This window comes from Halodurantibacterium flavum (assembly GCF_042681825.1).
GTDB classification, from domain to species: domain Bacteria; phylum Pseudomonadota; class Alphaproteobacteria; order Rhodobacterales; family Rhodobacteraceae; genus Halodurantibacterium; species Halodurantibacterium flavum.
This window is the reverse complement of record NZ_JBHUGH010000006.1, coordinates 146,799-171,394: the sequence shown is the minus strand read 5'-3', so window position 1 is coordinate 171,394 and position 24,596 is coordinate 146,799. Positions and strand designations below refer to the sequence as shown.

Annotated in this window: 20 protein-coding genes and 2 tRNA genes; 9 read left to right on the top strand and 13 right to left on the bottom strand. The window is 66.1% G+C overall.

Annotated features, from left to right (window positions below; translation table 11 throughout):
* Positions 1 to 29: 29 nt before the first annotated feature.
* Both ACFSGJ_RS09345 and ACFSGJ_RS09340 read right to left on the bottom strand, forming a co-directional pair.
* Positions 30 to 752, bottom strand: a complete 723-nt coding sequence (locus ACFSGJ_RS09345) for an SDR family oxidoreductase (RefSeq protein ID WP_390261014.1) — start codon at positions 750 to 752, stop codon at positions 30 to 32.
* A 128-nt stretch (positions 753 to 880) separates the two neighbouring features.
* Positions 881 to 970 (bottom strand) — tRNA-Ser (locus ACFSGJ_RS09340).
* A gap of 236 nt (positions 971 to 1,206) precedes the next feature.
* On the opposite strand from ACFSGJ_RS09340, the gene ACFSGJ_RS09335 reads away from it, so the two are divergent.
* The 6 genes from ACFSGJ_RS09335 to ACFSGJ_RS09310 are packed head-to-tail and all read left to right on the top strand — an operon-like array spanning position 1,207 to position 6,707.
* Positions 1,207 to 2,409 (top strand): D-alanyl-D-alanine carboxypeptidase family protein, encoded by a 1,203-nt coding sequence (locus tag ACFSGJ_RS09335; protein WP_390261012.1) that lies wholly within the window; start codon positions 1,207 to 1,209, stop codon positions 2,407 to 2,409.
* Complete coding sequence (gene tmk, locus ACFSGJ_RS09330; protein WP_390261011.1) at positions 2,409 to 3,035, top strand: dTMP kinase; 627 nt, start codon at positions 2,409 to 2,411, stop codon at positions 3,033 to 3,035. The genes ACFSGJ_RS09335 and tmk overlap by 1 nt, the downstream gene beginning before the upstream one ends.
* Positions 3,032 to 4,144, top strand: coding sequence for a DNA polymerase III subunit delta' (locus tag ACFSGJ_RS09325; RefSeq protein WP_390261009.1), 1,113 nt, complete (start codon positions 3,032 to 3,034; stop codon positions 4,142 to 4,144). The genes tmk and ACFSGJ_RS09325 overlap by 4 nt, the downstream gene beginning before the upstream one ends.
* 28 nt (positions 4,145 to 4,172) lie before the next feature.
* A complete protein-coding gene (locus tag ACFSGJ_RS09320; RefSeq protein ID WP_390261007.1) occupies positions 4,173 to 4,979 on the top strand; it encodes a TatD family hydrolase in 807 nt (268 codons plus the stop codon).
* Positions 4,976 to 5,776: an MBL fold metallo-hydrolase gene (locus ACFSGJ_RS09315; protein WP_390261005.1), complete on the top strand. Its 801-nt coding sequence runs from the start codon at positions 4,976 to 4,978 to the stop codon at positions 5,774 to 5,776. The genes ACFSGJ_RS09320 and ACFSGJ_RS09315 overlap by 4 nt, the downstream gene beginning before the upstream one ends.
* A 1-nt stretch (position 5,777) precedes the next feature.
* Positions 5,778 to 6,707: an AEC family transporter gene (locus tag ACFSGJ_RS09310; protein ID WP_390261003.1), complete on the top strand. Its 930-nt coding sequence runs from the start codon at positions 5,778 to 5,780 to the stop codon at positions 6,705 to 6,707.
* Positions 6,708 to 6,722: 15 nt separating this feature from the next.
* On the opposite strand, the gene ACFSGJ_RS09305 is transcribed toward ACFSGJ_RS09310, so the two are convergent.
* The 4 genes from ACFSGJ_RS09305 to ACFSGJ_RS09290 form a co-directional block, all read right to left on the bottom strand.
* The gene (locus ACFSGJ_RS09305; RefSeq protein WP_390261001.1) at positions 6,723 to 7,634 is read right to left on the bottom strand and encodes an ABC transporter permease; all 912 of its coding nucleotides are present in this window, start codon (positions 7,632 to 7,634) and stop codon (positions 6,723 to 6,725) included.
* 3 nt (positions 7,635 to 7,637) lie between these two features.
* A complete protein-coding gene (locus ACFSGJ_RS09300; protein WP_390261198.1) occupies positions 7,638 to 8,939 on the bottom strand; it encodes an ABC transporter permease in 1,302 nt (433 codons plus the stop codon).
* A gap of 123 nt (positions 8,940 to 9,062) precedes the next feature.
* Positions 9,063 to 10,142 carry an ABC transporter substrate-binding protein gene (locus ACFSGJ_RS09295; RefSeq protein ID WP_390260999.1) on the bottom strand — a complete coding sequence of 360 codons (1,080 nt, stop codon included), beginning with the start codon at positions 10,140 to 10,142 and terminating at the stop codon, positions 9,063 to 9,065.
* Positions 10,143 to 10,278: 136 nt separating this feature from the next.
* A complete protein-coding gene (locus ACFSGJ_RS09290) occupies positions 10,279 to 11,406 on the bottom strand; it encodes an ABC transporter ATP-binding protein (protein WP_390260997.1) in 1,128 nt (375 codons plus the stop codon).
* 469 nt (positions 11,407 to 11,875) lie between these two features.
* On the opposite strand from ACFSGJ_RS09290, the gene ACFSGJ_RS09285 reads away from it, so the two are divergent.
* The gene (locus tag ACFSGJ_RS09285; protein ID WP_390260995.1) at positions 11,876 to 12,835 is read left to right on the top strand and encodes a hypothetical protein; all 960 of its coding nucleotides are present in this window, start codon (positions 11,876 to 11,878) and stop codon (positions 12,833 to 12,835) included.
* A 419-nt stretch (positions 12,836 to 13,254) separates the two neighbouring features.
* Here ACFSGJ_RS09285 and ACFSGJ_RS09280 read toward each other — a convergent pair.
* Positions 13,255 to 13,330 (bottom strand) — tRNA-Val (locus tag ACFSGJ_RS09280).
* Between the two features lie 70 nt (positions 13,331 to 13,400).
* Positions 13,401 to 14,183: an SIMPL domain-containing protein gene (locus ACFSGJ_RS09275; RefSeq protein WP_390260993.1), complete on the bottom strand. Its 783-nt coding sequence runs from the start codon at positions 14,181 to 14,183 to the stop codon at positions 13,401 to 13,403.
* Between the two features lie 254 nt (positions 14,184 to 14,437).
* On the opposite strand from ACFSGJ_RS09275, the gene ACFSGJ_RS09270 reads away from it, so the two are divergent.
* Positions 14,438 to 18,067 carry a hypothetical protein gene (locus ACFSGJ_RS09270; protein ID WP_390260992.1) on the top strand — a complete coding sequence of 1,210 codons (3,630 nt, stop codon included), beginning with the start codon at positions 14,438 to 14,440 and terminating at the stop codon, positions 18,065 to 18,067.
* A gap of 8 nt (positions 18,068 to 18,075) precedes the next feature.
* Here ACFSGJ_RS09270 and cobT read toward each other — a convergent pair whose 3' ends face one another.
* Positions 18,076 to 19,098: a nicotinate-nucleotide--dimethylbenzimidazole phosphoribosyltransferase gene (gene cobT / locus ACFSGJ_RS09265; RefSeq protein ID WP_390260991.1), complete on the bottom strand. Its 1,023-nt coding sequence runs from the start codon at positions 19,096 to 19,098 to the stop codon at positions 18,076 to 18,078.
* 76 nt (positions 19,099 to 19,174) lie between these two features.
* On the opposite strand from cobT, the gene cobS reads away from it, so the two are divergent.
* Positions 19,175 to 19,948 carry an adenosylcobinamide-GDP ribazoletransferase gene (gene cobS / locus ACFSGJ_RS09260; protein ID WP_390260989.1) on the top strand — a complete coding sequence of 258 codons (774 nt, stop codon included), beginning with the start codon at positions 19,175 to 19,177 and terminating at the stop codon, positions 19,946 to 19,948.
* 74 nt (positions 19,949 to 20,022) lie between these two features.
* Here the strand turns inward: cobS and ACFSGJ_RS09255 are convergent, their stop codons facing one another.
* The 4 genes from ACFSGJ_RS09255 to ACFSGJ_RS09240 all read right to left on the bottom strand — a co-directional run bounded on the left by ACFSGJ_RS09255 (position 20,023) and on the right by ACFSGJ_RS09240 (position 24,588).
* Positions 20,023 to 20,532, bottom strand: coding sequence for a CarD family transcriptional regulator (locus ACFSGJ_RS09255; RefSeq protein ID WP_390260987.1), 510 nt, complete (start codon positions 20,530 to 20,532; stop codon positions 20,023 to 20,025).
* A gap of 267 nt (positions 20,533 to 20,799) precedes the next feature.
* Positions 20,800 to 21,138, bottom strand: a complete 339-nt coding sequence (fdxA, locus tag ACFSGJ_RS09250; RefSeq protein WP_390260986.1) for a ferredoxin FdxA — start codon at positions 21,136 to 21,138, stop codon at positions 20,800 to 20,802.
* 114 nt (positions 21,139 to 21,252) lie between these two features.
* Entirely contained in the window at positions 21,253 to 21,636 is a 384-nt protein-coding gene (locus ACFSGJ_RS09245) for an RNA-binding S4 domain-containing protein (RefSeq protein WP_390260984.1), read from the bottom strand.
* Positions 21,637 to 24,588: a helicase-related protein gene (locus tag ACFSGJ_RS09240; protein WP_390261197.1), complete on the bottom strand. Its 2,952-nt coding sequence runs from the start codon at positions 24,586 to 24,588 to the stop codon at positions 21,637 to 21,639.
* Positions 24,589 to 24,596: the final 8 nt, after the last annotated feature.

Below are 24,596 nucleotides of genomic sequence, written 5' to 3'. Positions count from 1 at the left end.
CTCCTTTCTTCCTTGTTGAAGGACCCTGGTCAGTAAGGTGACCTGGTGGGACGGACCGTTATTTCGGTCGTGTTCACCGTCTCCGGCGCCTCGATCACATGGCGGATCGCGCGGCCAATATCGGCGGGTTGCAGGGCGATGCTGCGATAATCGTCCATGAACGCGAGCGTTTCGTCATGCGTGATGGTCGAGGCGAGCTCGCTTTCAACGACGCCGGGATTGACGCAGGTCACGCGGATCGTTCTCGATTCCTGCCGCAAGCCGTCCGAGATTGCCCGGACCGCGAACTTGGTCGCGCAGTAGACGGCCGCAGTCGGCACGACCTGCAGGGCCCCGACCGAGGCGACGTTGATGATGTGGCCGCTTCCCTGCTTTTCCATCACCGGCAGCACCGCCCCGATCCCCCAGAGCACGCCTTTGATGTTCACATCCACCATCTGCCCCCACTCATCCTGCTTTCCGGCCGAAAGGGGCGAGAGCGGCATGATACCGGCATTGTTCACCAGCACGTCGATGCGACCCCAAAGGTCAAGCGCCGCCTGCGCAAAGCCTGCCATCTGGTCGCGGTCGGTCACATCGAGTTGCCGGACCTCGGCCGTGCCGCCCGCCGCGCGGATCTCGCGCGCGATGGTTTCCAGCCGGTCCGTGCGGCGCGCACCAAGCAAGAGCTTCGCGCCGGCTTCGCCCAGCGTGCGGGCGATCCCCTCGCCGATGCCGCTGGAGGCGCCCGTGATCAGAATAACCTTTTCCATAACGGTTCTCCTCTGTTTCCGTGTGGGAAACAGATGGCAGGGCAAGCTGTATCGCAGTAGCCCCGGTATGCTGAACAGGCTGTCCAGCGGTGCTGGACAATCGGGTGTCCGAGATTGAGGGGTACTGATGGCAGATGGGGTGGGATTCGAACCCACGGTAGGCTCTCACCTACGCCGGTTTTCAAGACCGGTGCCTTAAACCACTCGGCCACCCATCCGCACGGCCCGGGCGTGCCGGGCCAGCGCGGGATAGCGGGGCGCGGATGATTCTGAAAGCCTTGCCGCCACGGTTTTGTGACAGGCGGGGGAAATCGGCCGCCGATCCAAGCCTTTCCTCGACGCGGCAGAGCGGCTATGCTCACCCTGCCGTTGCGCTGGTGGCGGCGCCGACGCGAAAGGGCCGCGTGCCAAAGGCGACGGCAGACGGAAACACGGATAAAGAACGACCGGACAGATGATCAGCCCCATTCTTCGCCTGTGCGCCGTCATGGTCGCAGCCCTTGTTGGCATGGCGCCCGCCTCGGCCTTCGAGACGCGCGCGACGGCCGCCTATGTGATCGACTATGCGACCGGAACGGTCCTGCTGGAAAAGAACGCCGACCAGCCCCTGCCCCCGGCGTCGATGTCCAAGCTTATGACGCTGAACATGCTGTTCGAGGCGATCGATGACGGGCGGGTGACGATGGACACGCCCTTCAGCGTGTCGTCCCGGGCGCGGGCGATGGGCGGTTCGACCATGTTCCTCAACGAAATGGACCGCCCGACGGTGCGGGAACTGATTTTGGGGATCGTCGTCAATTCCGGCAATGACGCCTGCGTCGTCGTGGCCGAGGGGCTGGCGGGCAGCGAAGAGGCCTTTGCCCGCCTGATGACCGAACGCGCGCAGGCGCTGGGAATGGTGAACACCTCGCTGCGCAACGCCTCGGGCTGGCCGGCGGACGGGCATGTGATGTCGATGCGCGACCTCGCGCTGCTGACCATGCACATGATCAACGATTTCCCTGAACTTTACGCGTTTTTCAACGAGCGTGAATACGACTACAAGGAACGCTCGCCCGCGAACCGGTTCAACCGCAACCCGCTGTTCCGCGTGTTTCCGGAATCGAACACCAGCCCCGATGCGATCCATGCGGACGGGCTCAAGACCGGGCACACGATGGAGGCCGGCTATGGCCTCGTCGGATCGGCGGTGCAGGGCGACCGGCGGGTGATCTTCGTCATCACCGGGCTGCAAAGCGAACAGGAACGCTCCGAAGAGGCCGAGCGCATCGTCAACTGGGCGTTCCGACAGTTCGTCCAGCGCACCGTCGCCCGGCAGGGCGAACGCATCGCCGAGGCCGACGTCTGGCTGGGCGAGGAAACGCGCGTCGGCCTCACGGTCGAGAGCGACCGCAGCGTCCTTGTGCCCGCCATGGTACAGCAAGAGGGGCTGGAAGCGCGCGTCGTCTATCACGGGCCCGTTCAGGCGCCGATCGCCGCCGGGCAGAAGGTCGCGGATCTGGTGGTATCGCACCCGGAGATGAACGAGTTGCGCATCCCGCTGGTGGCGGAAACCGCGGTGGAACGCGGCGGTTTCGTGGCGCGGTTGCGTACGGCTGCGACGGTGCTGTTCCATCGGGCTGCGGGTGGGGCGCTCAACGGATTGACCGGCAGCTGATGCCCGCGCCCGGACGCTTCATCACATTCGAGGGGATCGACGGTTCCGGAAAATCGACGCAGGCCCATGCGCTGTCCGAGGCGCTGCGCGCCGAGGGGCGCGACGTGCTGCTGACCCGTGAACCCGGCGGGTCCGAGGGGGCGGAGGAGATCCGCCGCCTGCTGGTGCAGGGCGATGCGGCCCGCTGGTCGGCGGAAACCGAGATACTTCTCTTTACCGCCGCGCGGCGCGATCATCTGGAAAAGACCATTGAACCCGCGCTGATCGCCGGGCGGACGGTGATATCCGACCGCTTTGCCGACAGCACGCGCATCTATCAGGGCGCGGCCCGGGCGGATCTGCGCGGCGTCGTCGATCAGTTGCACGACACGATGATCGGCACCGAACCGCATCTGACGCTGATCATCGATGTCGAACCGGCGGTAGCGCTGGCGCGCGGGCTAGCAAGAAACTCGGGCGAGGACCGGTTCGAGGATCTGGGTCTTGCCTTCCAGACGCGGCTCGCGACAGGGTTCCGCGCGCTGGCACGGGAATATCCCGACCGCTGCCACCTGATCGACGGCAACCGCAGCGTCCACGCAATTCAGGCGGAAATCCGGACGCTCGTCCGCGGGGCGCTGGCATGAGCGGGGCGGATGCCCCCCTGCCCGAACCCGACCGGATCGAAGGCGCCCCCCATCCGCGTGAAACGACCGCCCTTCTGGGCCAGGATGCCGCCGAGGCGCGGTTCCTTGATGCGCTGCGGCAGGGCCGGCTGCACCACGGCTGGCTGCTGACGGGTCCGCGCGGGGTGGGCAAGGCGACGCTCGCCTGGCGGATCGCGCGCGCCCTGCTGGCCGGTTCGTCGGGTGAGAGCCTCGACGTGCCGCCGGACCATCCGGTCGCGCGGCGCCTGCTGGCACAGTCCGAACCGGGGCTCTTCCTGCTCCGCCGGGCCTGGGACGCGGATAAAAAGCGGCTGAAGACCGTCATCACGGTGGATGAGGTGCGCCGGCTCAAGGGGTTCTTCAACCTTTCGGCGACCGAGGGCGGGCGCCGGGTCGTCATCGTGGATACCGCGGACGAGATGAACGTCAACGCCGCCAATGCCCTTCTCAAGGCGCTGGAGGAACCGCCCGCAGGCGTCACCATGTTGCTGGTCAGCCATCAGCCCTCGCGCCTCTTGCCGACGATCCGGTCGCGGTGCCGGGAACTGCGGCTGACGCGGTTGCACCCGCCCGAGATGGCGGCGGCGCTTGGGGCGGCCGGTGCGGAAACGGACGACATGGCCGCGCTCGCCGAGCTTGCCGACGGGTCGGTGGGCGAGGCGATCCGCCTGACGCAGCTTGACGGGCTTGCCACTTACCGCGCCCTGATCGCGCTTTTCGCGACGCTGCCGCGGCTGGACCGGCCACGGGCACTTCGGCTGGCCGAAACTGCCGCAGGCAGGGGCGCCGAACCGCAACTCGACCTGATGCTGACGCTGTTTGACCTGTTCCTGTCGCGTCTGGCCCGAACCGGCGTCATGGGCCCGCCCCGGACCGAGGCCGCCCCGGGCGAGGCAACCCTTCTGGCGCGTCTGGCGCCCGATCCTGCGGCGGGACGCGTCTGGGCGGACCTGCATCAGGCGCTCGGGGCACGGGCGCGGCATGGCAGATCGGTGAACCTTGACCCTGCCGCGCTTCTGCTGGATATGGTCCTGAAAGTGGATGAAACGGCGGCCCGCGTGACCGCCCCTGCGCAGGTCGGGGCCTGACCCGCTGCGCCAGACCAAAGGGCCGCGGATGACGTCAAGCAGAGCCGAAATCGTCGACAGTCACTGCCATCTCGATTTCCCCGAACTGATCGCCGACCTGCCAGAGATTCTCGCCCGTGCCAACACGGCGGGCGTCACGCGGATGGTAACGATCTGCACCAGCCTGCCGCGCGAACCGGAGGTCCGCGCCATCGCCGAGGCGCATGACCCGGTGTTCTACGCCGCAGGCACGCATCCGATGCGCGCGGCCGAAGACCCGCTTGCGCGCGTCGAGGATCTGGTCGCCCTGACCCACCACCCCAAGATGGTCGGCATTGGCGAGACGGGGCTCGACTACCATTACACGGCGGAGTCGAAGGCCATTCAGCAAGAGAGCCTGCGCATCCATATCGAGGCCGCGCGCCGGACCGGCCTGCCGCTGATCATCCATGCCCGCGACGCCGACGACGACATGGCGCGCATCCTGTCCGAGGAACATGCGGCGGGCGCCTATTCCTGCGTGATGCACTGCTTTTCCTCGGGTGCGGCGCTGGCCGAGACTGCCCTTTCGCTGGGCTTTTACCTGTCGATGTCGGGGATCGCGGCCTTTCCCCGCTCATCCGACCTGCGCGCGATCTTTGCCTCGGCGCCGCTCGACCGTATCCTTCTGGAGACCGACGCCCCCTATCTGGCGCCGCCGCCGCATCGGGGCAAACGGAACGAGCCGGCCTACACCGCCTTTACCGCCCGCACCGGCGCAGAGGTATTCGGTATCGACTATGACGCCTTTGCCCGCGCGACCTCGGCGAATTTCGACCGGCTTTTTGCCAAGGCCGCAGCCTGGCGGCCGGAATGACCGCGCGGCTCTCTGTCACCATCCTGGGCTGCGGATCGTCGGGCGGGGTGCCCCGGCTTGGCGGCCATTGGGGCGATTGCGATCCGAACGATCCGCGCAACCACCGCCGGCGCTGCTCGATCCTTGTGACGCGAGAGGAGAATGGCGCCGCGACCCGCGTGCTGATCGACACCTCGCCCGACATGCGGGCGCAACTGCTCGATGCGGGGGTCGGCGAACTTGACGGCGTGGTCTATACCCACGCCCATGCCGATCATGTCCACGGCATCGACGACCTGCGCCAGATCGTTTTCAACATGGAACGGCGGCTTGCGGTCTGGGCGGACGGGCGCACGCAGGATTCGCTCTTGTCGCGGTTCGGCTATGCCTTTGTGCAGCCGGCCCATTCGCCCTACCCGCCCATTCTGGACCTCAACACGATCGACGGCCCCTTTGCCGTGTCAGGCGCGGGGGGCGAAATCACCTTCCAGCCCTTCGAGGCCGGGCACGGATCGGTTCAGGCGCTGGGGTTCCGGATCGGGCCGGTCGCCTATCTGCCCGATGCCGTCACCATCCCCGAGGCGAGCTGGCCCCTGCTGAACGGCCTGGACTGCTGGATCGTCGATGCGCTGCGCCGCAAACCGCACCCGACCCACGCGCATCTGGACCTTACGCTGGACTGGATCGCCCGGGCGCGCCCCCGGAGGGCGGTGCTGACCAACATGCATATCGACCTCGACTACGCCACCGTGGCCGCCGAGACGCCCGATCACGTCTCGCCCGCCCATGACGGACTGACGCTGAGCTTCGATCTCTGACATGCAGGCGCTGATCCAGATCATCCTGCCTGTCTTTCTGGTCATCGGTTTCGGTTACGTCGCGGTCTGGCGCAAGCTTTTCAGCGATGCGGCGGTGGACGGGCTGGTCCGCTTTACCCAGAACTTCGCGATCCCCTGCCTGCTGTTTACCGGCATCTCGCAACTCGACCTCAGCCAGAATTTCGACTGGAAGCTGCTGACGAGCTTTTATTCCGGCGCGCTGATCGGGTTCATCACGGGGCTTTTGGGGGCGCGGTTCTTCTTTGGCCGCAGCTGGGAGGATGCCGTCGCCATCGGGTTTTGCGGGCTCTTTTCCAACTCGCTCCTCCTCGGCATCCCGATTGCCGAACGTGCCTACGGGACCGATGCGCTTGCGGTGAACTTTGCCATCATCGCGGTTCATTCACCCTTTTGCTATGCGATCGGCATCACTGCGATGGAGATCGCGCGTAACCGCGGCGGGTCCGTCCGCGGCCTGGTGCCCCGGGTGTTGCGGGCGATGTTCTCGAATGCGCTGGTGATCGCGATCGCCCTTGGCTTTGTCGTCAACCTTGGCGGCATCCCGCTGCCCGGCGTGATGTGGGACGCGCTGGGGCTGATGACGCAGGCGGCGCTGCCGGCCGCGCTCTTTGGACTGGGCGGCGTGCTTTATCGCTACCGACCCGAAGGCGACCTGCGCGCGATCCTCTTCATCGTCTCGGTCTCGCTGATCCTGCATCCGACGATCGTCTGGCTGATGGGCAACTGGCTGGGCCTTGACCGGGGGGCGTTGCGGGCGGCGGTGCTGACAGCGGCCATGGCACCCGGGGTCAACGCCTATGTCTTTGCCAACATGTATGGGGCCGCCCGGCGCGTCGCAGCTTCGGCCGTGCTTTTGGGGACGGCGGGGACGATCCTGACCGCCTGGGGCTGGATCGCCATTCTGGGCTGAGCAGTAACGCGGGCCTCAGGCCGGCGTTACCCCGCGCAGCCGCTCGGACCGGCGGCGCAGCAACTCGACCGTCGCCAGAAGCGCGACCGAGATCACCACAAGGATCGTCGCCACCGCAAGGATCGACGGGCTGATCTGTTCGCGGATCCCGTTCCACATCTGGCGCGGAATCGTCTGCTGGTCATGGGCGGCGACGAACAGCACCACGATAACCTCGTCGAACGAGGTAACGAAGGCAAAGAGCGCGCCGGAAACCACCCCCGGCGTGATCAGCGGAAGCTGGACCTTGAAGAAGGCGCGCACCGGCCCTGCCCCAAGGCTCGCAGCCGCCCGCAACAGCGAATGGTCGAACCCCATCAGCGTCGCGGTCACGGTGATGATGACAAAGGGGATGCCCAGGGTCGCATGGGCCAGGATGATGCCCGCATAGGTCCCCGCAAGCCCGGTGGCCGAGTAGAAAAAGAAGAGCCCCGTCGCCGTGATGATAATCGGCACGATCATCGGCGAAATGAGGATCGCCATGATCGGCTTGCGCCAGGGCATTTCAGGCCGCGCCAGCCCCAGCGCGGCAACCGTTCCCAGCACCGTCGCCAGCAGCGTCGAGAAGAAGCCGATGATCAGGGAGTTCTTGGCCGCGTTCACCCAGGTCGCGTTGCGCCAGACATCCGCCCACCAGGCTGCGTCGCGCGGCGCATTCGGGTTCTGCATCCCGAAGGTCAGCAGCCGGTCATACCATCGCAGCGAATACCCCTCGGGGTCGAGCGCGAGCATCCGCGCCGTAAAGGTGAAATAGGGCTCCACGTTGAAGGAAAGCGGGATGATCACAAGGATCGGCGCGATCAGGAACAGGAAGATCAGCGCGCAGAGGATGCGATAGGTCCAGTGCCAGATGCGTTCGAGCGGCGATGCGTAGATGGGCAGGGCCATGGCTTATCCCAGTTTCATGTTGTCGATGCCGACCAGCCGGTCGTAAAGCCAGTAAAGCAGCAGGACCGCGCCCAGCAGGATCGCGGCCAGCGCCGCCGCCAGCGACCAGTTGAGCGAGTTCTGCATGTGGAACGCGATCTGGTTGGAGATGAGCTGCCCCGTGGCACCCCCGACCAGCGCCGGCGTGATGTAATAGCCGATGGCGAGGATGAAGACGAGGATACAGCCCGCCCCGATCCCCGGCACCGTCTGCGGCAGGTAGATGCGGCGGAAGGTCGTCCAGCTGGTCGCCCCAAGCGACTGCGCCGCGCGGGCATAGCTGGGCGGGATGGTCTTCATCACCGAGTAAAGCGGCAGGATCATGAACGGCAGCAACACATGCGTCATCGCGATGATCGTGCCCGCCTGGTTGTACATGAGCGAAAGCCGTCCCGAATCCGATATGATCCCCAGCGCCACAAGGACGTTGTTGACCACCCCCTGCCCCTGCAACAGCACGATCCAGCTTGTCGTGCGCACCAGAAGCGAGGTCCAGAACGGCAGCAGGACAAGGATCATCAGAAGATTCGAGGTGCGCAGCGGCAAGCTCGCCAGAAGATGCGCGACCGGAAATCCGAGCATCAGGCAAAGGACCGTGATCGCCGCCGACAGGATGAAGGTCCGGACGAAAAGCTGTACATAGACCCGGCTCTGCGGATCGACCTGCACGATATTGCCGTCGAGATCGCGCTTGCGGTCGACCGAAGCGAGGTAGAAATTCGCGGTATAGGCATCCGAGGCCCCGCGCATCGCGGCCCAGATATCCTCTCGGCCCCAGGCCGCGTTCAGGTCGAGCAGCGCCTCGCGATAAGGGGGTTCGAGGTCCGCGGCGTTCCGCGCCGATGAGGTAAAGAGCGACCGTGTCCCCGGCACCTCATAGTTGATACGGGTGCCGGCAGAGCCCACGGTCCGGTTCGCCGCCGCATTGGCAAGATCGCTCGCGAGGGCGGCAAAGGCGGCCTCATCCGGGTCGGTGCCGGGCGGGTTTTCGTCGAACCATTGCACAAGTGCAGGCATGTTCGCGGCGAATTGCGTGTTGTGAACCGACCGAAACAGCATCTGCCCGATCGGCAGCAGGAAGGTCACGACGATGAACAGCACCAGCGGCAGCACCAGCGCCGCCGCCCGCATCTTTCTGCGCCGTGCTGAGCGCGCGAGCGCGAGCTTCAGCGGCGTTCCGTCGGCGGTCGTCAGGCCCGACCCGCGCCGGCCAGGGCCGGATCGCGCGGCGGGATCGGCGGGGGTGGGCATCGTCGCATCGGCCATGGTCGGGTCCAGTTCCATGCGCCGCTGGTCCGGCGCGGTCGTGATTTCCCGGGCACGGCGTTTACCACCCGCCCGGGTCATTGCTTCAGGTCCCCCGGCGCAAACGCGCAAGGGGGGCTGCGATCAGTTGGCCAGAAGCCATGCGTTGAACCGCTCGTTCAGTTCGGTGTCGCGGTCCACCCAGAACTCATAGGACGAGGCAAGCGCGTTCGTCATATTTTCCGGCGAGGTGGGCAGGTTCGGCGCCATCTCGGTCTCGCCATCGACCTGGAACACACCCACCAGCGGCGCCGAGGACTGGCGCGTCGGGCCATAGCTGATCCATTCGGCGGCACGGGCCAGCGGCTCGGTGCTGGTGGCGAAGGCCACGAATTGCAGCGCCTCTTCCATGTTCGGGGCACCGGTGGGGATCACGAGGCCTTCGGGCTCATAGACCTGACCGTCCCAGACGATCTCGAACGGGCGGCCTTCGCCCACGGCGGCGTTGAAGATACGTCCGTTCCACGCGATGGACATCACCACCTCGCCGTCCGCGAGCAGCTGCGGCGGCTGCGCCCCGGCCGACCACCAGACGATATCCGACTTGATGCTGTCGAGCTTGGCAAAGGCGCGCTCCAACCCTTCGTCGGTCGCAAGCAGGTCATAGACCTCGGCGGCCGGAACGCCATCGGCCATCAGCGCCATTTCCAGCGTGGCCTTGGGGTTGCGGCGCACGCCGCGCTTGCCCGGGAAGGCCTCGGTATCAAAGAAATCCGCGATGGTGGTCGGCGGATTGTCCGGGAACTGCGACGCGTCATAGGCGAAGATCGTCGAGAAGACATCCGTGCCGACCATGCATTCGGTCAGGGTGCCAGGCAGGAAATCCTCCTCGGCGGGGGTGCCGTCGGGCGCGGGTTCCAGCAACGAGATGTCGATCACCTCCAGCAGGCCCTCGTCGCAGAGCCGCACCGCGTCGGCATATTCGACTACCGCCACATCGACGGTGACGTTGCCGGCCTCGACCTGGGCCTTGATCGGGGTGGCCGGGTTATCCGCATCGACCGAGTTTACCCGGATGCCCGTCGCCTCGGTGAAGGGCTTGTGATAGGCCTCGACCTGGCTGCGGGTATAGTCGCCGCCCCAGCCGAGCACCGTCACCTCTTGCGCCGCGGCGGCGCCGCCCGCGATGATCGCTGTCGTTGCCAGCAATGCTCTGATCTTCATGGTCTTCTCCTGTTGGACTTGGTCTTGTTACCCGGCTGCCGCCTTGATGCGGCGCTGTTCTGTCTGCCGCATCAACCAGCGGCACCCTCGCATCCGCCACACCTGACGGCGCGGCCACCTTGTCTGTGCCGCGGGCCTATGCCGCATCGAGGGCACGGCAATCCTCGGCCAGCCAGCCGATGTTGAGCGTCTGCCCCGGCGAAAGCTTCGCCTGACCCACGCTGTTGCGGCATTTGATCACGAAATTGTCGTTGCCCGCGACCCGCAGGCGCGTGCGGAACATGTCACCCATATAGACGAATTCCAGCACCTCGGCCTGGATGGTATGCGCGCCGGGCGGCAGGCGCGCGGGCTGGAACTCGACCCGCTCGGGCCGGATCGAGATCACGGTACGTTCGCCCGGACGGCTGACATTGACCGGGGCGGCGTCGATCACCTCACCATTGGCCAGCCGGACGGTGCAGCGGGCCCCGTCGAGCGTTTCGACCACGCCTTCCAGCCGGTTGTTCTCGCCGATGAACTGCGCAACGAAGGAATTTTCGGGCCGTTCATAAAGCGTCTCGGGCGGGGCAAGTTGCTGGATGCGCCCGTCATTGAAAACCGCGATCCGGTCGGACATGGTCAGCGCCTCGCCCTGATCATGGGTCACATAGACGACCGTGACGCCCAGACGTTCGTGCAGATGCTTGATCTCGAACTGCATATGTTCGCGCAACTGCTTGTCGAGCGCGCCGAGCGGTTCGTCCATAAGCACCAGCTCGGGCTCGAAGACCAGCGCACGGGCCAGTGCGATACGCTGCTGCTGCCCGCCCGAAAGCTGCGCCGGACGGCGATTGGCAAAGGCGCCCATCTGAACCATGTCGAGCGCGCGCAGGATCTTTGCCTCGCGCTCGGACTTGCCAATCCCGCGCACCTCCAGCGGAAAGGCGAGGTTTTCCCCCACCGTCATGTGCGGAAAAAGCGCGTAGTTCTGAAACACCATCCCGATGCCGCGCTTGTGCGGCGGGATGTGGTTGATCGGCCGGCCGCCAAGCCGAATATCCCCATGGGTCGCGGTCTCGAATCCCGCAAGCATCATCAGGCAGGTCGTCTTGCCCGACCCCGACGGCCCCAGCATCGTCAGGAACTCGCCCTTGCCGATGCTCAGGTTCAGGTCTTTGACGACAAGCGTTTCGCCATCATAGCTTTTCTGCACATGATCAAACACGACGAACCCATCGCCCCGGTCGATCTGCGCCTCGATCTGCGCTGCGTCCTGCGCCACGTCGGTCTCCCCTTCTCGGTCGCGGTTATGGCCCGCGTTGGACTGACTAAAGCGAATGCCTGAAGATGTTGCAACTCACTTGTCTGATTTTGAGGCATCCGACTGTTCGGCCCCGGGCCGCGATCAAATTTTGCCCGAATTGGCGCTTCTTGCGGCAGAAATTGCCCGGGTGGCTTGCCCGGGGCCCAACCAGCCGCCCAAGCGTTCAACCGAAGGGCGAAACCGGCTCGGAATCACAAGCGCGACTGAGGCAGGGCGCGCAGCGTCAGCATACCGATAACTCGGCGAGAGGCCCGGTTCGCCCTACCGGAAGGCACCGGTAAAACACAGTGCGCCTGGTGACACTTCGCAGCAATATCTTCTTCTTTGAGTTGTGAATAGCATGATGTAGTGGAGATCGGGATTCGAGGGTCTGGGATGGCCAGGTGCCCCAGTCTCCCGGATCCTTGGCATCACATCAGGAGACAGCATGCAGCATGTGACGTTCCCGGATGTTACCGCCACGGTTTTGGCGGTCGCACCAGATTACCAGATCACAGCGCATCTGCATCGCGAGCCGACGAAAAAGGTCATAATTACGTTCAGCGCTATTAACGTCGGGAAATCGCAATTAGGTTTCGGCACCGAGTTTGCTTTAAAATCCGGCCACGATACTGTTTTCGTCGCACAGTCGAGGAAATCTCAGTATCAGGGTCTGAGCCTGGAGCAGTTCGCTGAGGCCGTGTCACCTGTGTTGGGCAACCGTGAGATTTTTACATACGGTTCGAGCTTGGGCGGGTACTGCGCGGTCTACTACGGCGGCATTATTAACGCTCGGATAATAGCCTCCGCGCCGCTGAACTCTGCTCATCCTTCGATCAAAGCCCGGAATTTTCGCGGCTTCAAGTTCAACCACATTGATATTATCGACGCACCCAAGTCGAGCTACTCACCGATCATACTGTTCGATCCGCATCGTCAGGTGGATAAGATGTTCATCGACCGGTGCATCCGGCCCGCCTATCCGGATGGCCAGTATTGCGAGTTTCCGTTTGCCGGGCACACGGTTCTGGAAACGATGCGAAATTGCGGAGTCCTCAAGGAATTCATATCCTCCATCCTCGAGACCGGCGTGGCGCCTGAGATAAAACTGCAGAGCGAGGGGAATTTCGTCTGGCACGCGGAGCGAGGCCAATATTTTCTTGCGCAGGGGCGATCGGAGGAAGCCGAGCAGGAACTTCGCAAGTCGCTGAGCATCGGTGTTTCGAGAATTGCTCTCGGCGGCCTGTTCAGGATCCTTTTAACTGACAAGCGGAAGGCAGAGATTTTGACCGTGCTTGTTGATGTTCTAAACAGGACGGAAAAGGGCGAGCGCGCTGGATTGTTCAAACCTCGGCTCAAGGATGAACTGAAGAGGGCTGGCGTAGACTGGGACCTTCTATCGTCCTGACATAATGGAAGGGACGACCCACATTTCTTAAGCCGGAGCGGCGGAACGCCAGAGTGGCCCAGGGATCTTGCAGGACAAGCGCCCGGGCGGACAGGCTTTTCGATAGCTTGGAGAGCCGCGCGACCTCGGCGCTACCGGAGGCGCCCCGTTCACGACTCTTTGCGTCACCCGTCATGGAAAAGAAGAGGGTGCCGGCGCGGGCGGTTCCATGGCCACCTGGTCGTCGCATAAGGACGGCGGCAGGTGTGGACGGTATCGTCCTGCGTAATGTCGCGGAAAGAAGCCGAGGCAGAGGTAAACGCAGCCACTACTCGCCGCGGCACCTGTCACGGCAGGCCGAGGCCATGACCGCTGAGATATGCTGAAGGTTCAGCGAACCGCGGCGCGATCAGCCATTTTCGACAATTTCCATTTAAACATGGTGGGTCGTGACGGACTCGAACCGCCGACATTCTCGGTGTAAACGAGACGCTCTACCAACTGAGCTAACGACCCGATGGGCGCTCTTTAGCGCGGGCCGAGGGGCCATTGCAAGGCCCCCCGGCGTTACAGGATCATCACAGGATCACTCGGCGCCGTTCAGTGAAAAGACGACCGTGGCGTTCACGGCAATCGTCACCTCGCCGGCCGCGACAGGCACGTCGCCCGCCGACATTGCGGATTCCATGCGGTAGAAGGGACGCGGCGGATCATAGGCCTCGGGCTCATAGATCGCGACCAGATCGCCGAGGCTCAGGCCCGCGGCCTCAGCATAGATTTCCGCCTTGCGGCGCGCGTCAACGATCGCGTTGCGGCGTGCCTCATCCTCCAGCGGCTGGGGGTCGGCGATGCCGAAGGACAGCCCGCCAAGCGTATTGGCGCCGCTCTCGATCACCTCATCCAGAAGCCCGCCAAGGCTTTCGAGATCGCGCACGCGGACAGTCACGTTGTTCTGCGCGATATAGCCGGTGATGCGCTGCTCTTCGCCATCCGAATAGTTCCAGCGTGGCGTCAGCACCAGACCCGAGGTCTGCATGTCGCGCGCCTCGATGCCTGCGGCTTCCAGCTGCGAGAGAACTGCGGCAACCTGGGTCGAGACATCGGCCATGGCGACGGCTGCCTCTGCATCCTCGGCGGTGACGCCTAGTGTGATCGTCGCCATGTCCGGCGCCGCATCCACCCGGCCCTGCCCGCTGACACGGATCTGGCCCTGCTGAAGCGCGGAGGCCGTCACATCCTGCGCCCACGCGCCCTGCGGCTGGACCGCAAGCGCCCCGAGTCCAAGCGCCACACCGAGGGCAAATGCTGAAAATCCGGGACGAACGGGACGCACCGTCCCCTTGAAGCTTGTCCCATTGAAAACAGTCATCGCACATCCTTTTCGTTCGTCGTGCTTCCTGCCATCAGACTTGCCCATATTTCGAGACGCTGCCAAGCCACTGAAACAAAAGCGCACAAGAACGTGCACCTGCACGCTGTCTCCTCGATGGCAAAGCCTGCCGGGCCGAAAGCCGCGCCCGGGCGATAGCGCGGGTTTTCATGTGCCCTCTCCTGCGGTAGGCTCGGAAAAACCAGTGCGGTCGGGGCCCAGACGCTCTGCCGCCCCTTCCGACCGAGCAGTGCATGAAACCCGATTTCGCCCTCTCCCTCTCGCCTGATGGCCTGAGCCTTCTGCAGCGAAGCCCACGCGGCTGGTTGCTGGTGGGCGAGGTGCCGCTGGACCACCCGCGCCTGCCGCAACGCCTACGCCGGTTGCGCCGGATCGCCATCGCGCTGGCAGGCCGTAAATTCACGACCAAGCTTGTGCTGCCCGGCGATCTGCTGCGCTTTGCGACGCTGCCGATCAGCGATCCCGCCGAAATCGCGAACCATATAGACGGGCTCACCCCCTATCCGCCCGAGGATCTGGTCTGGGACTGGGTTCGGACGGATGACGGACTGCGCGTGGCGTTGGTGGCGCGGGAATCTCTCGCGGAGGCAGAGGCTTTTGCCGCCGAACACGGACTTGCCCCGGCGGGCTGGGTCGCCCTGCCCGAAACCGACGGCCCATTTGAGAACGAACCGTTCTTCGGCCTGAGCGATGCCGGACGATCCGCCGGGCTGGCCGAGGATGTCCTGCGCGGGGACGAGCCGGCGCATATCGTCGGACGCGCCACCCTGCCCGAGGAATTCGCCCGGCAGGAAGCCCAAGCGGCCGCCAAGCGCGCCGGAAAGGCGCCCCGAGCCGCCGCCAGGGATCAACGGCACCAACCCGACACGGCAGCAAAAGCCCCGCAGGAGGTCGCGCCAGCAGGATCAGGCGGGCCGGCCGAAAAGGCAGGAACAGCCGCCCGCGAAAATCCGGTGACGACCGAGCCCGAAGCAGGCCCTCCGTCGGCGGAGAGACCGCAAAGCGATCCGCCCGCATCCCCAGACAGAGCCGCGGCGCGGCCCTTGGGCCCGGCTGACGCAGAGCCGGAAGCGGGGACAAAGCCCGGGACAGTCACCGAGGCAGAGGCCCGGCCCGCGCACAGTTCACCTGCCCCCGGCCCCGCGGCGGACGCGCCAGACGAACATGACGGCGCGACCATTGCCGGCGTTGCGGCCGAAGCGGCGCCGCAACCCGCCCCCGCCCCGCAACCGGCCCCGTCAGCGGCAGATGCGCCCTCAGTCGCATCCACCGAGCCACATCCTAGTTCCACGACCTCCGCGCCCGCTGCCAGGGACGATGCCGCCGCACCTTCGACCGGTTCTGCCGCGCCGCGTCCGGGCAGCTCCCGGGCAGGCATCCTCCCGGAGGATGAGCGTCAGCGCGTCGCCGCCGCGGTGCGCAGCGCTTCCCAGAAAACGACCCCGACGCGGACCGGACATGCGGAGACGCGGCAAGACAGTCCTGTGGTGGCCGCGCCAGGCACAATCCCTCTTTCGCCCAGCCCCAGCCTTGCGCGCAATCTTTCCGCCACGCGGCACGCAGAGAATGATGGTCTTCGACCCGAGGGGGTCACGACACCCCGGATAGCTATGCCGGATGCATTCGCGGATGTGCCCCGGTTCGAACCGGGCGAAACATCGCCCTCTGCGGCGGATGAGTCCTCGGGCAATGGCATCGAAATAGAGGCAATCCCGGATGCCGCGCCAAAAACCGGCCCCAGGATTCTGCGCACCGATACCGCACGACCGCCGCTTGTGGCGCAGCGCCCGGGCCCACACAGGCTGGACGGCACAGAAGGCGACCCGACGACGATCCCGGCGAGGGGCCAGGGGGCAGCCCTCGAGACCGGCCCCGAAACTGGCTCACGCGCATCGCGCACCGTACGGGACCCCTTTGCCGTGCAGGCGGCCCGCGATGCAGCCTCGTTGCGGGGCAATGCAGAACAGTCCGGGACAGACTTCGGGGTCTACGGCCGTCTTGGCAACAGCGGGCGCCGCGCGTCGCTTGGCCTTTTGGCGGTCGGGGCAGTGGTGCTTGTCCTGATCCTGCTCGTCTTCTGGTGGCTGACCGGATCGCGGCAAGACGCAAGGTTGCCGACAGACCCGGCAATCTCCGTTGTCGAGGGCGCATCAGAGACCGCCCTGGAAAACACGGATGCCGGATCGCAGGCCGTAGCTTCGGCCCCGACTGCGCCGCCCTTGGACCAGGATCCGAACGACGCTGACCTGAATATGACAGGCGCAATCGCCGATGAGGCCGCGCCTTATGCCAGCAGTCAGGAGCCGGACGCGCCCGATGTCGCAGATCAGACCCGGACCGCGGCCATGGTCGCCGACTTTCCGACCGACCAGCCGGAAAGCATGACAGCCGGCGCGCCGCCCCGCGGGCCTGTTCCGCCGGCACCGCAGCCTTTGCAGGCGCCCGCGCTGGCCGATGCGGCCCCGGCTGCGCCTGCTGTTCCCCCGAGCCCTGCCGAAGTTTCGGCCGCGCTGGCGGCGGGTGCCCGGCAGCACGCCGTCAACCTGATCGCAGCCGCCGGCGGTGCAACTGCGCTCGCCGAAGTTGAAACCCCGGTTGTCGCTGAGAGCATCGCAGATACCGCCGCCACAGAAACGCCCGCAGAAACGCCCCCAGAAACCACCACAGGCGAAGCGGAGAACGCTGGCGCGACGCTGTCGGCGGCAGCCCCGTCCCCCACGGCCGGCGAGGCGCCGGAAGAGGTAGCCACAACGCAGACGCAGGCCCTGTCCACCCCGGCCGAGCCGCTTGCCGAAGCCGCAGAGAGCACACCCGCCGCCGATCTTGAATTCACCCTGATCGATGGGCCGCCCCCCGTCATCCCGCCCGCCCGGCCCGAAAACCTGGTCCCGGAGGATGCGGCACTCGACCCCACAGCCGACCCCACGACCCAGGCCGGAACCGCCACTGCCGCCGTTACTGACGCCTCTCCGGTCCCGCTCCCCGCAATCCCCGGGATAGAGGATGCCGTAGCCAGCGCGGTTGCCGAGGCGGTCCGCGACGTGGCTGAGGTCACCGCGCCTGACGCACCCAGTGCTGCTGTTCTGGCCGCGTTCCGTCCCCGTCCCCGCCCGGCCATCGAAGGCGGAGCGCCGAGCCTCGTGACGCTGCCCGCTGCAGCGGATGCAAGCGCAGAGGCGGTCACCGGCCTTCCCGGGGATGAAGTTGTTGCCGGCGCTTTCAGTTTGTTGCCAAGGGCGCGACCTGCCGCATTCGCCGCTCTCGCGGCGCCCGATCTGGCAACCGATCCGACGCAGGCGGAAACGCCAGCCGCGCTCGACCCCGGTGCGACCGAGCTTGCCATCGCCGCCTCGCCCGTGCCGCTGATCCGCCCCGAGCGGCTGGCGGTGAGCAATGCGCCTCTGCCCCAGCCCCCCGCAGCACCGACGCCACAACCCCAGGCACAGCCCGAGCCGGCGCCGCAGGTGGCCGCAGCCCCTGTGCGCACGCCCGTCGACTCCGCCGCGGTCGAGGCTGCGCTGAACGCCGCCCTTGCCGCCCCCGCACCTGCGGCGGCCGCGCCCCTGCCGGAGGCCGATGACGAGCCGGAGATCACGACCGCAGCGCCCAGCCTGCCGACCTCTGCCTCGGTCGCGCAGCAGGCGACCGTCTCGCGGGCGATCAACCTGCGTCAGGACAACCTGATCGGCATTTACGGCACCGCTTCGAACCGGCGGGCGCTGGTGCGGACCTCACGCGGGCAGATGATGCAGCTTCGCGTCGGCGACCGCTATGACGGGGGGCAGGTCGCCGCGATAAACGAGCGCGAACTGCATTACATCAAGAACGGGCGCACCTTTGCCCTTGCGATGCCGCAGGGCTGACAGCCGGATTAACCTGGCCCGTCCGCCACGCCGGCCTCTGCAAAGGTCGCCATGCCGGAATGACAGGCGATCGCCGCCTTCAGCACACCAAGCGCGACGGCGGCCCCCGACCCCTCACCCAGACGCAGTCCGAGCGTCAGGACCGGCCGTTTTCCGAGCGCGCCAAGAAGCCGCGCATGGCCCGGCTCTTCGGACTGATGTCCCGCAATGGCGTGATCCAGCGCACCGGGCGCGATCCGTTCAAGCACCGCCGCCGCCGCCGTGCAGATGAACCCGTCGAGGATCACCGGAATCCGGTGACTGCGCGCGGCGGCAATCGCGCCTGCCATCGCGGCCAGCTCCCGCCCGCCCAGACGTCGCAGCGCCTCCAGCGGATCGAGAAGCTCACCCCGGTGTCGGGCCAGTCCCGCCGCCACCGCCGCCGCCTTGCGCGCCAAGCCCTCGTCATCGACGCCTGTGCCGCGCCCTACCCAGTCGCGGGGATTGCCGCCGAACATGGCCGCCGCCAGCGCCGCCGCCGATGTCGTGTTACCGATCCCCATCTCGCCGGCAATCACCAGATCAGCCGCCGGATCGACGGCGGCCCAGCCGAGCGACAGAGCCTCCAGAAGCTCGGCCTCGGTCATCGCGGGGCCTTCCGTGAAATCGCCGGTAGGGCGGTCGAGCGTGATCGGATGCACATCGATCCGCGCCCCGAAACACCGGGCGAGCTGGTTGATCGCCGCGCCGCCCGCGTTGAAATTCGCCACCATCTGCGCCGTGACCTCAGGCGGAAAAGCGGAAACGCCTTGGGCCGTCACGCCGTGATTGCCCGCGAAAATCAGAATCTGCGGCGCTTCGAGCTTCGGCCGCTCGCCCCGCCACCCGGCATACCAGATCGCCAGATCCTCCAGTTGCCCCAGCGATCCCGGCGGTTTCGTCAGCGATGCGTCCCGGCTGCGGGCGGCGTCCAGTGCGCCCGCGTCAACGGGCGGAAGCTGCCCCAGCGCAGCGCGGAACTCGGCCAGCGATTGAAACGGGGATCTGGTCATGGGGGCCTCTCGTTGATTTGCGCTGCCGCCTTGTTTAACCATCAGCGCAGCGGCGCAAAAGCAGAGAGGCGACAGAATGCGGATCAAAGCCGAAACGATGCAGCCGTCGGACGTGCTGGCGGCGTTGATGCTGCTGAGCCGGATACCGGTCTTCCGGAACCCGTCGGTCAACGCAGGACGCGGCGCCGGGGCCGCCTGGGCCTTTCCGCTGGCGGGATTCGTTCTCGGCTTCGGGGCGGCGCTGGCGGGGTGGCTCGCGCTTTGCCTCGGATGGCCGCCGGCGTTGGCGGCAGTGGTGATCCTTGGCGCGCAGGCCATGCTGACAGGCGCGATGCATGAGGACGGGCTGGCCGATTGCTGCGACGGGTTCTGGGGCGGCTGGACGCGCGCCGCGCGGCTGCGCATCATGAAGGACAGCCGGATCGGCACCTATGGCATGCTCGGACTGGGGCTGGTGACGCTGTTCCGCTGGGCCGCGCTGGTCACGATCCTCGAGACCGGGGCGATCTGGGCGCCCGTCATCGCGGCGGCGGTCGTGTCGCGCGTGCCGATGGTGGCGCTGATGGCCGGAATGCGGAACGCGCGCGGCGGCGGCCTTTCGCACAACGTCGGGCGCGCCGCCTCGGGGGCCGCCCTGATCGCGGCGCTGATCGGGCTTATCGCGCTGGTGCTGGCGGGCGGGCCGGTGATCGCGCCGCTCGCGCTGGTGGTGGCGGTCACGGTTGTGCTGGCGGTACTGGCGCAGGCCAAGATCGGCGGCCAGACGGGCGATGTGCTGGGCGCCTCGCAGCAACTGGCCGAGGCGGTGCTGCTTGCAAGCTTTGCCGCGGCTGTCACGCCCGGGCTCTAGCCTTTGAACAGCAAAAAACCGCAGCCCTGAGGCTGCGGCATAAAGCGATCCCATTCGGCCTCGGCGCCGACGCCTCAGGCGGCGCGGGAAACGAGCACCTCGTCCACGGCCTTCTGCGCGCCGGCCTCGTCGGTGCCGCTTACGGCTGCGACTTCGCGGGTCAGACGCTCCAGCGCCGCTTCATAAAGCTGACGCTCGGAATAGCTCTGCTCGCGCTGGTCGTCGCTGCGATGCAGGTCGCGGACCACCTCGGCGATCGACAGAAGGTCGCCCGAGTTGATCTTTTGCTCATATTCCTGCGCGCGGCGCGACCACATCGCCCGCTTGACCCGGGCCTTGCCCTTGAGCGTTTCAAGCGCCTTGCTGACCACATCCGGGGTAGAGAGCGAACGCATCCCGATCTCGGTCGCCTTGTGCGTAGGTACGCGCAACGTCATCTTGTCTTTCTCGAACGAGACCACGAAGAGTTCGAGGCTGATGCCCGCGATCTCCTGCTCTTCGATCGAGACGATCTTGCCCACGCCATGCGCAGGATAGACAACGAACTCGTTGGGACGAAACTCGGCTTTCTTGGTCTTGGTCATGCGGTCGCTTTCCTCACAGAGCCCTGCCGACCGCGACAAAAAAACCGCTACGGGGCGCATAACCCCGTATCCGGCCTTTGCAAACACGTTATAAAGCCGCAGATGGCAGTCTGCGGCGGCGGCAGCAGGCATCACGTTGGTTATCTTTGTGACAAGTGTATATCACAAATTAACAGCGAATCAAAGCGTCGCGTGAACGCCCCACCGGCCAGAGGCGCGGTCGATTCGCAAAGCGGCCATGCGTCAAACGCAGGCCGGGGAGAATCTTCAGCCGCCCTCGCCCGCGGCTTCAGAGAAATACTTCTCCAGCTTGCCGGTTTCGCCGTCGCGGTCCTTGGCTTCGGGCAGCGGGTCCTTGCGGGTCACGATCACGGGCCAGAGCTCGGAATACTTGCGGTTGAACTCCACCCAGTTTTCCATGTCGGGCTCGGTGTCGGGGCGGATCGCGTCGGCCGGGCATTCCGGTTCACAGACGCCGCAATCGATGCATTCGTCGGGGTGGATCACAAGCATGTTCTCCCCCTCGTAGAAACAGTCGACCGGGCAGACCTCGACGCAGTCGGTATATTTGCACGCGATGCAATTATCGGTGACGACGTAGGTCATGCGAAGCCTCTCTGACTGGAACCCGGGCGTTAGCTAGACCAGCGCCGGGGATCATTCAAGCCCGCCCGGTGCCAGAAAGACCAGCCGTCTCGTGACACCGCCCGCCGCCGGACGCTATTCTGAAAGCGGGGCGTCATCCGGAACGTTGGGGGCAGGAACATCGGGGGCCCGGACGTCGGCGTCGGAAACGTCAACCGCATGCGCCGGCGCGTCTAGATCGAAGTAAAGCGCCTGCGCCTCGGTTGCGGGGCCGCGTCGCATCCCCGTCGCTGCGACCTGCACGACGCGCACCCGTCCGCCCAAGGGAAAGGTCAGCACATCCCCTGCCCCGACATGCGCCGAGGTCTTGGCGACCGGCTGGCTGTTGATGCGGATCTTGCCCGTTTCAATGAAACGTGCGGCCAGCCCGCGCGTCTTGAAGAAGCGCGTGAACCAGAGCCATTTGTCCAGCCGGACCGTTTCACGCACAGGGTGCGGGGCTGGTCCGGGTCTTGCCACCTATTTCCGGTCCCGCAGGGCCGCAAGAACGGCAAAGGGGTTGTCGGGGTCGATCCGGTCCTCACGCGGGGGCCGGGCCGAAAAGCTGCGTGCGCCTTCCGGCTTGGACGGAGGCTTGCCCTTGCCCTTTTTGCCGGGGCGGTCGCCCTTGGGTCCGTCATGCCGGGGGCGATCACCCTGACCCTGGCCTTGGCCCTGGCCGGAGTCACGCCGGTTCTGGCCCTGCGATTGGCCCTGCGACTGCCCGTCGCGCGTTCCGCCCGACCGGTTGCCGCGACCCTGGGGCCGATCCCCGCGATTGCGGTTTTCGCGCGGGCGCGGCGCCCAGGTGAAGGTAAAGAACACTTCGGTCTCTGCCGCGATGGTCGCCTCGGCATCCGTCGAAGGTTCGGCAGGCGGGGTAGCGCCCGCATCCGCATCGACAACCGGGGTTTCGGCCGCAGATGCCTCTGGGCTCACCTCCTCGGCGGCAGGGGCTGCGGCGCCTTCGGTCGCGTCAACGTCAGCGGCTTCCGCCTGCGCTGCGTCCGTTGCATCACCGGCTGTGGCTGCGGGCTCGGGCTCTGCGACCGGTTTGATCTTCGCCCGCTCGCCCCGTTCGGCCTTGTAGCCCAGCCCCTGCATGAGGTCCGCGAACTGTTCCAGCGTCATGCCGGTGATCGAGAGCATCTCGGGTGTCGCCTCGAAACCGGCGCGGCTGTCCTTGGCGCGCAGAAGGTCCGCGAGCCGTTCCAGCATGTCGATCCGGATGGCGCGGGCCCCTGCGGGACGATAGCCGGCAAGGATGTAATGTTCCCGCGGAACCTCGCTCAGGTTCGGGATCGTCACCAGACCCGGCGGCGGGCTTTCGGGAAATTCCTGCAACCCCTGCGCCAGCGACCAGAGCACAAGACGCAGCCGGGTCGGCGCGGGTTTCAGCAGCAGCGGCAGGAAGATCGTGAACTGGCCAAACCGCAGCCCGTGCTTGCGCAAGACGCCCCGCGCGTCCTGATCGAGATCCTTGACCTCTTGCGTGACCTGATCGCGCGGCAGGATGCCCAGCGATTCAACCATGCGGAAGGCAAAGCCGCGGGCGAGGCCGGTCAGCGTCTCGTCCCGCTGCAGGTTCAGAAGCGGCTCGAAAAGCGCGTTCACCTTGCGGTCGATGAAGTGCTGCAGGCGGCGGCGCACCTTTTCGGCGACCTCGGGTCCGGCCTCTTCGTCGACAAAGGCCTCGACCTGCGGGCGCATCGCCTCGGGGCCTGGGATCAGCTTGCCCACCGCCTGCGTGCCCCACATGAGCCCGCCCTGTTCGGTAAAGTCGATCTCGGTATCCGGCGCGTTGTAGAAACGGTCGGCGCGCAGATGGAATTCGGGCCGGAGCGCCTGAAGGCTCGCCTGCCGCAGGGTGCGGGCCTCATCCGGGCTCGCGCTGGCATCCTGCCGGAACCGGAACCCTTCCAGACGGCCGATGAATTCGCCCTCAACCGTCACTTCGCCCTTGTCGTTCACCTCGGCCACGAGGGTCTCCTTCTGCTTCAACCGCCGCAACAGAATGCTTGTCCGCCGGTCAACAAATCGCTGCGTCAGGCGCGCGTGCAGCGCATCCGACAATCGGTCTTCTACAGCGCGCGTCTCGTTCCGCCAATGGGTTTCATCACCCGTCCAGCCCCGACGCTGCGCGACATAGGTCCAGGTGCGGATATAGGCGAGCCGCTTGGACAGCGCGTCGATATCGCCGTCTGTGCGGTCGATCCGTGCGATATTGCGCGCCAGCCAGTCGTCCGGCACCGGGCCGCCCTGCCGCAGGAACTCGAAGATCCGCGCCAGAAGCCCCGCGTGTTCCGTGCCCGAAATGCCACGGAAATCCGGAATTCTGCACACGTCCCACAGCAACCGCACCTCGTGGCCGGCGCTGACGGTGCCGCGAATCTCCGGCATCTCGGACAGGGTCTTGAGCGCCGTCAGATCGTCCGCGTCCCGCACCCGCGTCAGCCAGTCGTGATGCGTCTGCTTTTCCAGCGAGCCGATCAGCCGGTCCACAGAACCAAAGGCAAGATCCGCGTTGCGCCATTGCAGCTTGCGCACCGGCTCGAACCGGTGGTTCTCGATCGCGTCGATCACCTCTTCGGACAGGGGCCGGGCCTCGCCGGTCACGCCAAATGTGCCGTTGTTCATGTGCCGCCCGGCCCGGCCCGCGATCTGGGCAAGCTCGTTCGGGATCAGGGGGCGCATCCGCCGTCCGTCGAACTTGACGGTCGAGGAAAAGGCGACGTGGTTGATGTCGAGGTTCAGCCCCATCCCGATTGCATCGGTCGCGACCAGATAATCCACATCGCCGTTCTGATAGAGCGCGACCTGCGCATTCCGCGTCCGGGGCGACAGCGCGCCCATGACGACGGCACAGCCGCCTTTCTGACGCCGGATGAGCTCGGCGATGGCATAGACATTTTCAACCGAGAACCCGACAATGGCCGAACGCGGCGGCATCCGGCTGATCTTTTTCGACCCGGCCCAGCTCAGCTGCGACAGGCGCGGGCGGCTGATGAAGCTCGCCTTGGGCTCCAGCGCCGCGATTGCCCCGCGCATCGTGTCCGAGCCGAGGAAAAGCGTCTCGTGCAGCCCCCGCGCGTTGAGCAGCCGGTCGGTAAATACATGGCCGCGTTCGGGGTCCGCGCAAAGCTGGATTTCGTCAACGGCCACGAAATCCGCGCCGATCTCCAGCGGCATCGCCTCGACCGTGCAGACCCAGTATTGGGTGCGCTCCGGCACGATCCGTTCTTCACCCGTCACCAGCGCCACGACCGAGGGGCCGCGCTGCGCCACGATCCGGTCGTAGACCTCGCGCGCCAGCAGACGGAGCGGCAGCCCGATCACGCCGGTCCGGTGCGCCAGCATCCTTTCGATGGCATGGTGGGTCTTGCCGGTATTTGTCGGCCCGAGGACCGCAGTGACCCTCGACTGCGCGCGCATCACGTCTG

What these genes read in the sequence shown, in the direction of transcription:
- ACFSGJ_RS09345 (WP_390261014.1), bottom strand. Translation starts at nt 752, where the DNA reads ATGGAAAAGGTTATTCTGATCACGGGCGCCTCCAGCGGCATCGGCGAG.
- ACFSGJ_RS09335 (WP_390261012.1), top strand. Translation starts at nt 1,207, where the DNA reads ATGATCAGCCCCATTCTTCGCCTGTGCGCCGTCATGGTCGCAGCCCTT.
- tmk (WP_390261011.1), top strand. Translation starts at nt 2,409, where the DNA reads ATGCCCGCGCCCGGACGCTTCATCACATTCGAGGGGATCGACGGTTCC.
- ACFSGJ_RS09325 (WP_390261009.1), top strand. Translation starts at nt 3,032, where the DNA reads ATGAGCGGGGCGGATGCCCCCCTGCCCGAACCCGACCGGATCGAAGGC.
- ACFSGJ_RS09320 (WP_390261007.1), top strand. Translation starts at nt 4,173, where the DNA reads ATGACGTCAAGCAGAGCCGAAATCGTCGACAGTCACTGCCATCTCGAT.
- ACFSGJ_RS09315 (WP_390261005.1), top strand. Translation starts at nt 4,976, where the DNA reads ATGACCGCGCGGCTCTCTGTCACCATCCTGGGCTGCGGATCGTCGGGC.
- ACFSGJ_RS09310 (WP_390261003.1), top strand. Translation starts at nt 5,778, where the DNA reads ATGCAGGCGCTGATCCAGATCATCCTGCCTGTCTTTCTGGTCATCGGT.
- ACFSGJ_RS09305 (WP_390261001.1), bottom strand. Translation starts at nt 7,634, where the DNA reads ATGGCCCTGCCCATCTACGCATCGCCGCTCGAACGCATCTGGCACTGG.
- ACFSGJ_RS09300 (WP_390261198.1), bottom strand. Translation starts at nt 8,939, where the DNA reads ATGGCCGATGCGACGATGCCCACCCCCGCCGATCCCGCCGCGCGATCC.
- ACFSGJ_RS09295 (WP_390260999.1), bottom strand. Translation starts at nt 10,142, where the DNA reads ATGAAGATCAGAGCATTGCTGGCAACGACAGCGATCATCGCGGGCGGC.
- ACFSGJ_RS09285 (WP_390260995.1), top strand. Translation starts at nt 11,876, where the DNA reads ATGCAGCATGTGACGTTCCCGGATGTTACCGCCACGGTTTTGGCGGTC.
- ACFSGJ_RS09275 (WP_390260993.1), bottom strand. Translation starts at nt 14,183, where the DNA reads ATGACTGTTTTCAATGGGACAAGCTTCAAGGGGACGGTGCGTCCCGTT.
- ACFSGJ_RS09270 (WP_390260992.1), top strand. Translation starts at nt 14,438, where the DNA reads ATGAAACCCGATTTCGCCCTCTCCCTCTCGCCTGATGGCCTGAGCCTT.
- cobT (WP_390260991.1), bottom strand. Translation starts at nt 19,098, where the DNA reads ATGACCAGATCCCCGTTTCAATCGCTGGCCGAGTTCCGCGCTGCGCTG.
- cobS (WP_390260989.1), top strand. Translation starts at nt 19,175, where the DNA reads ATGCGGATCAAAGCCGAAACGATGCAGCCGTCGGACGTGCTGGCGGCG.
- ACFSGJ_RS09255 (WP_390260987.1), bottom strand. Translation starts at nt 20,532, where the DNA reads ATGACCAAGACCAAGAAAGCCGAGTTTCGTCCCAACGAGTTCGTTGTC.
- fdxA (WP_390260986.1), bottom strand. Translation starts at nt 21,138, where the DNA reads ATGACCTACGTCGTCACCGATAATTGCATCGCGTGCAAATATACCGAC.
- ACFSGJ_RS09240 (WP_390261197.1), bottom strand. Translation starts at nt 24,588, where the DNA reads ATGCGCGCGCAGTCGAGGGTCACTGCGGTCCTCGGGCCGACAAATACC.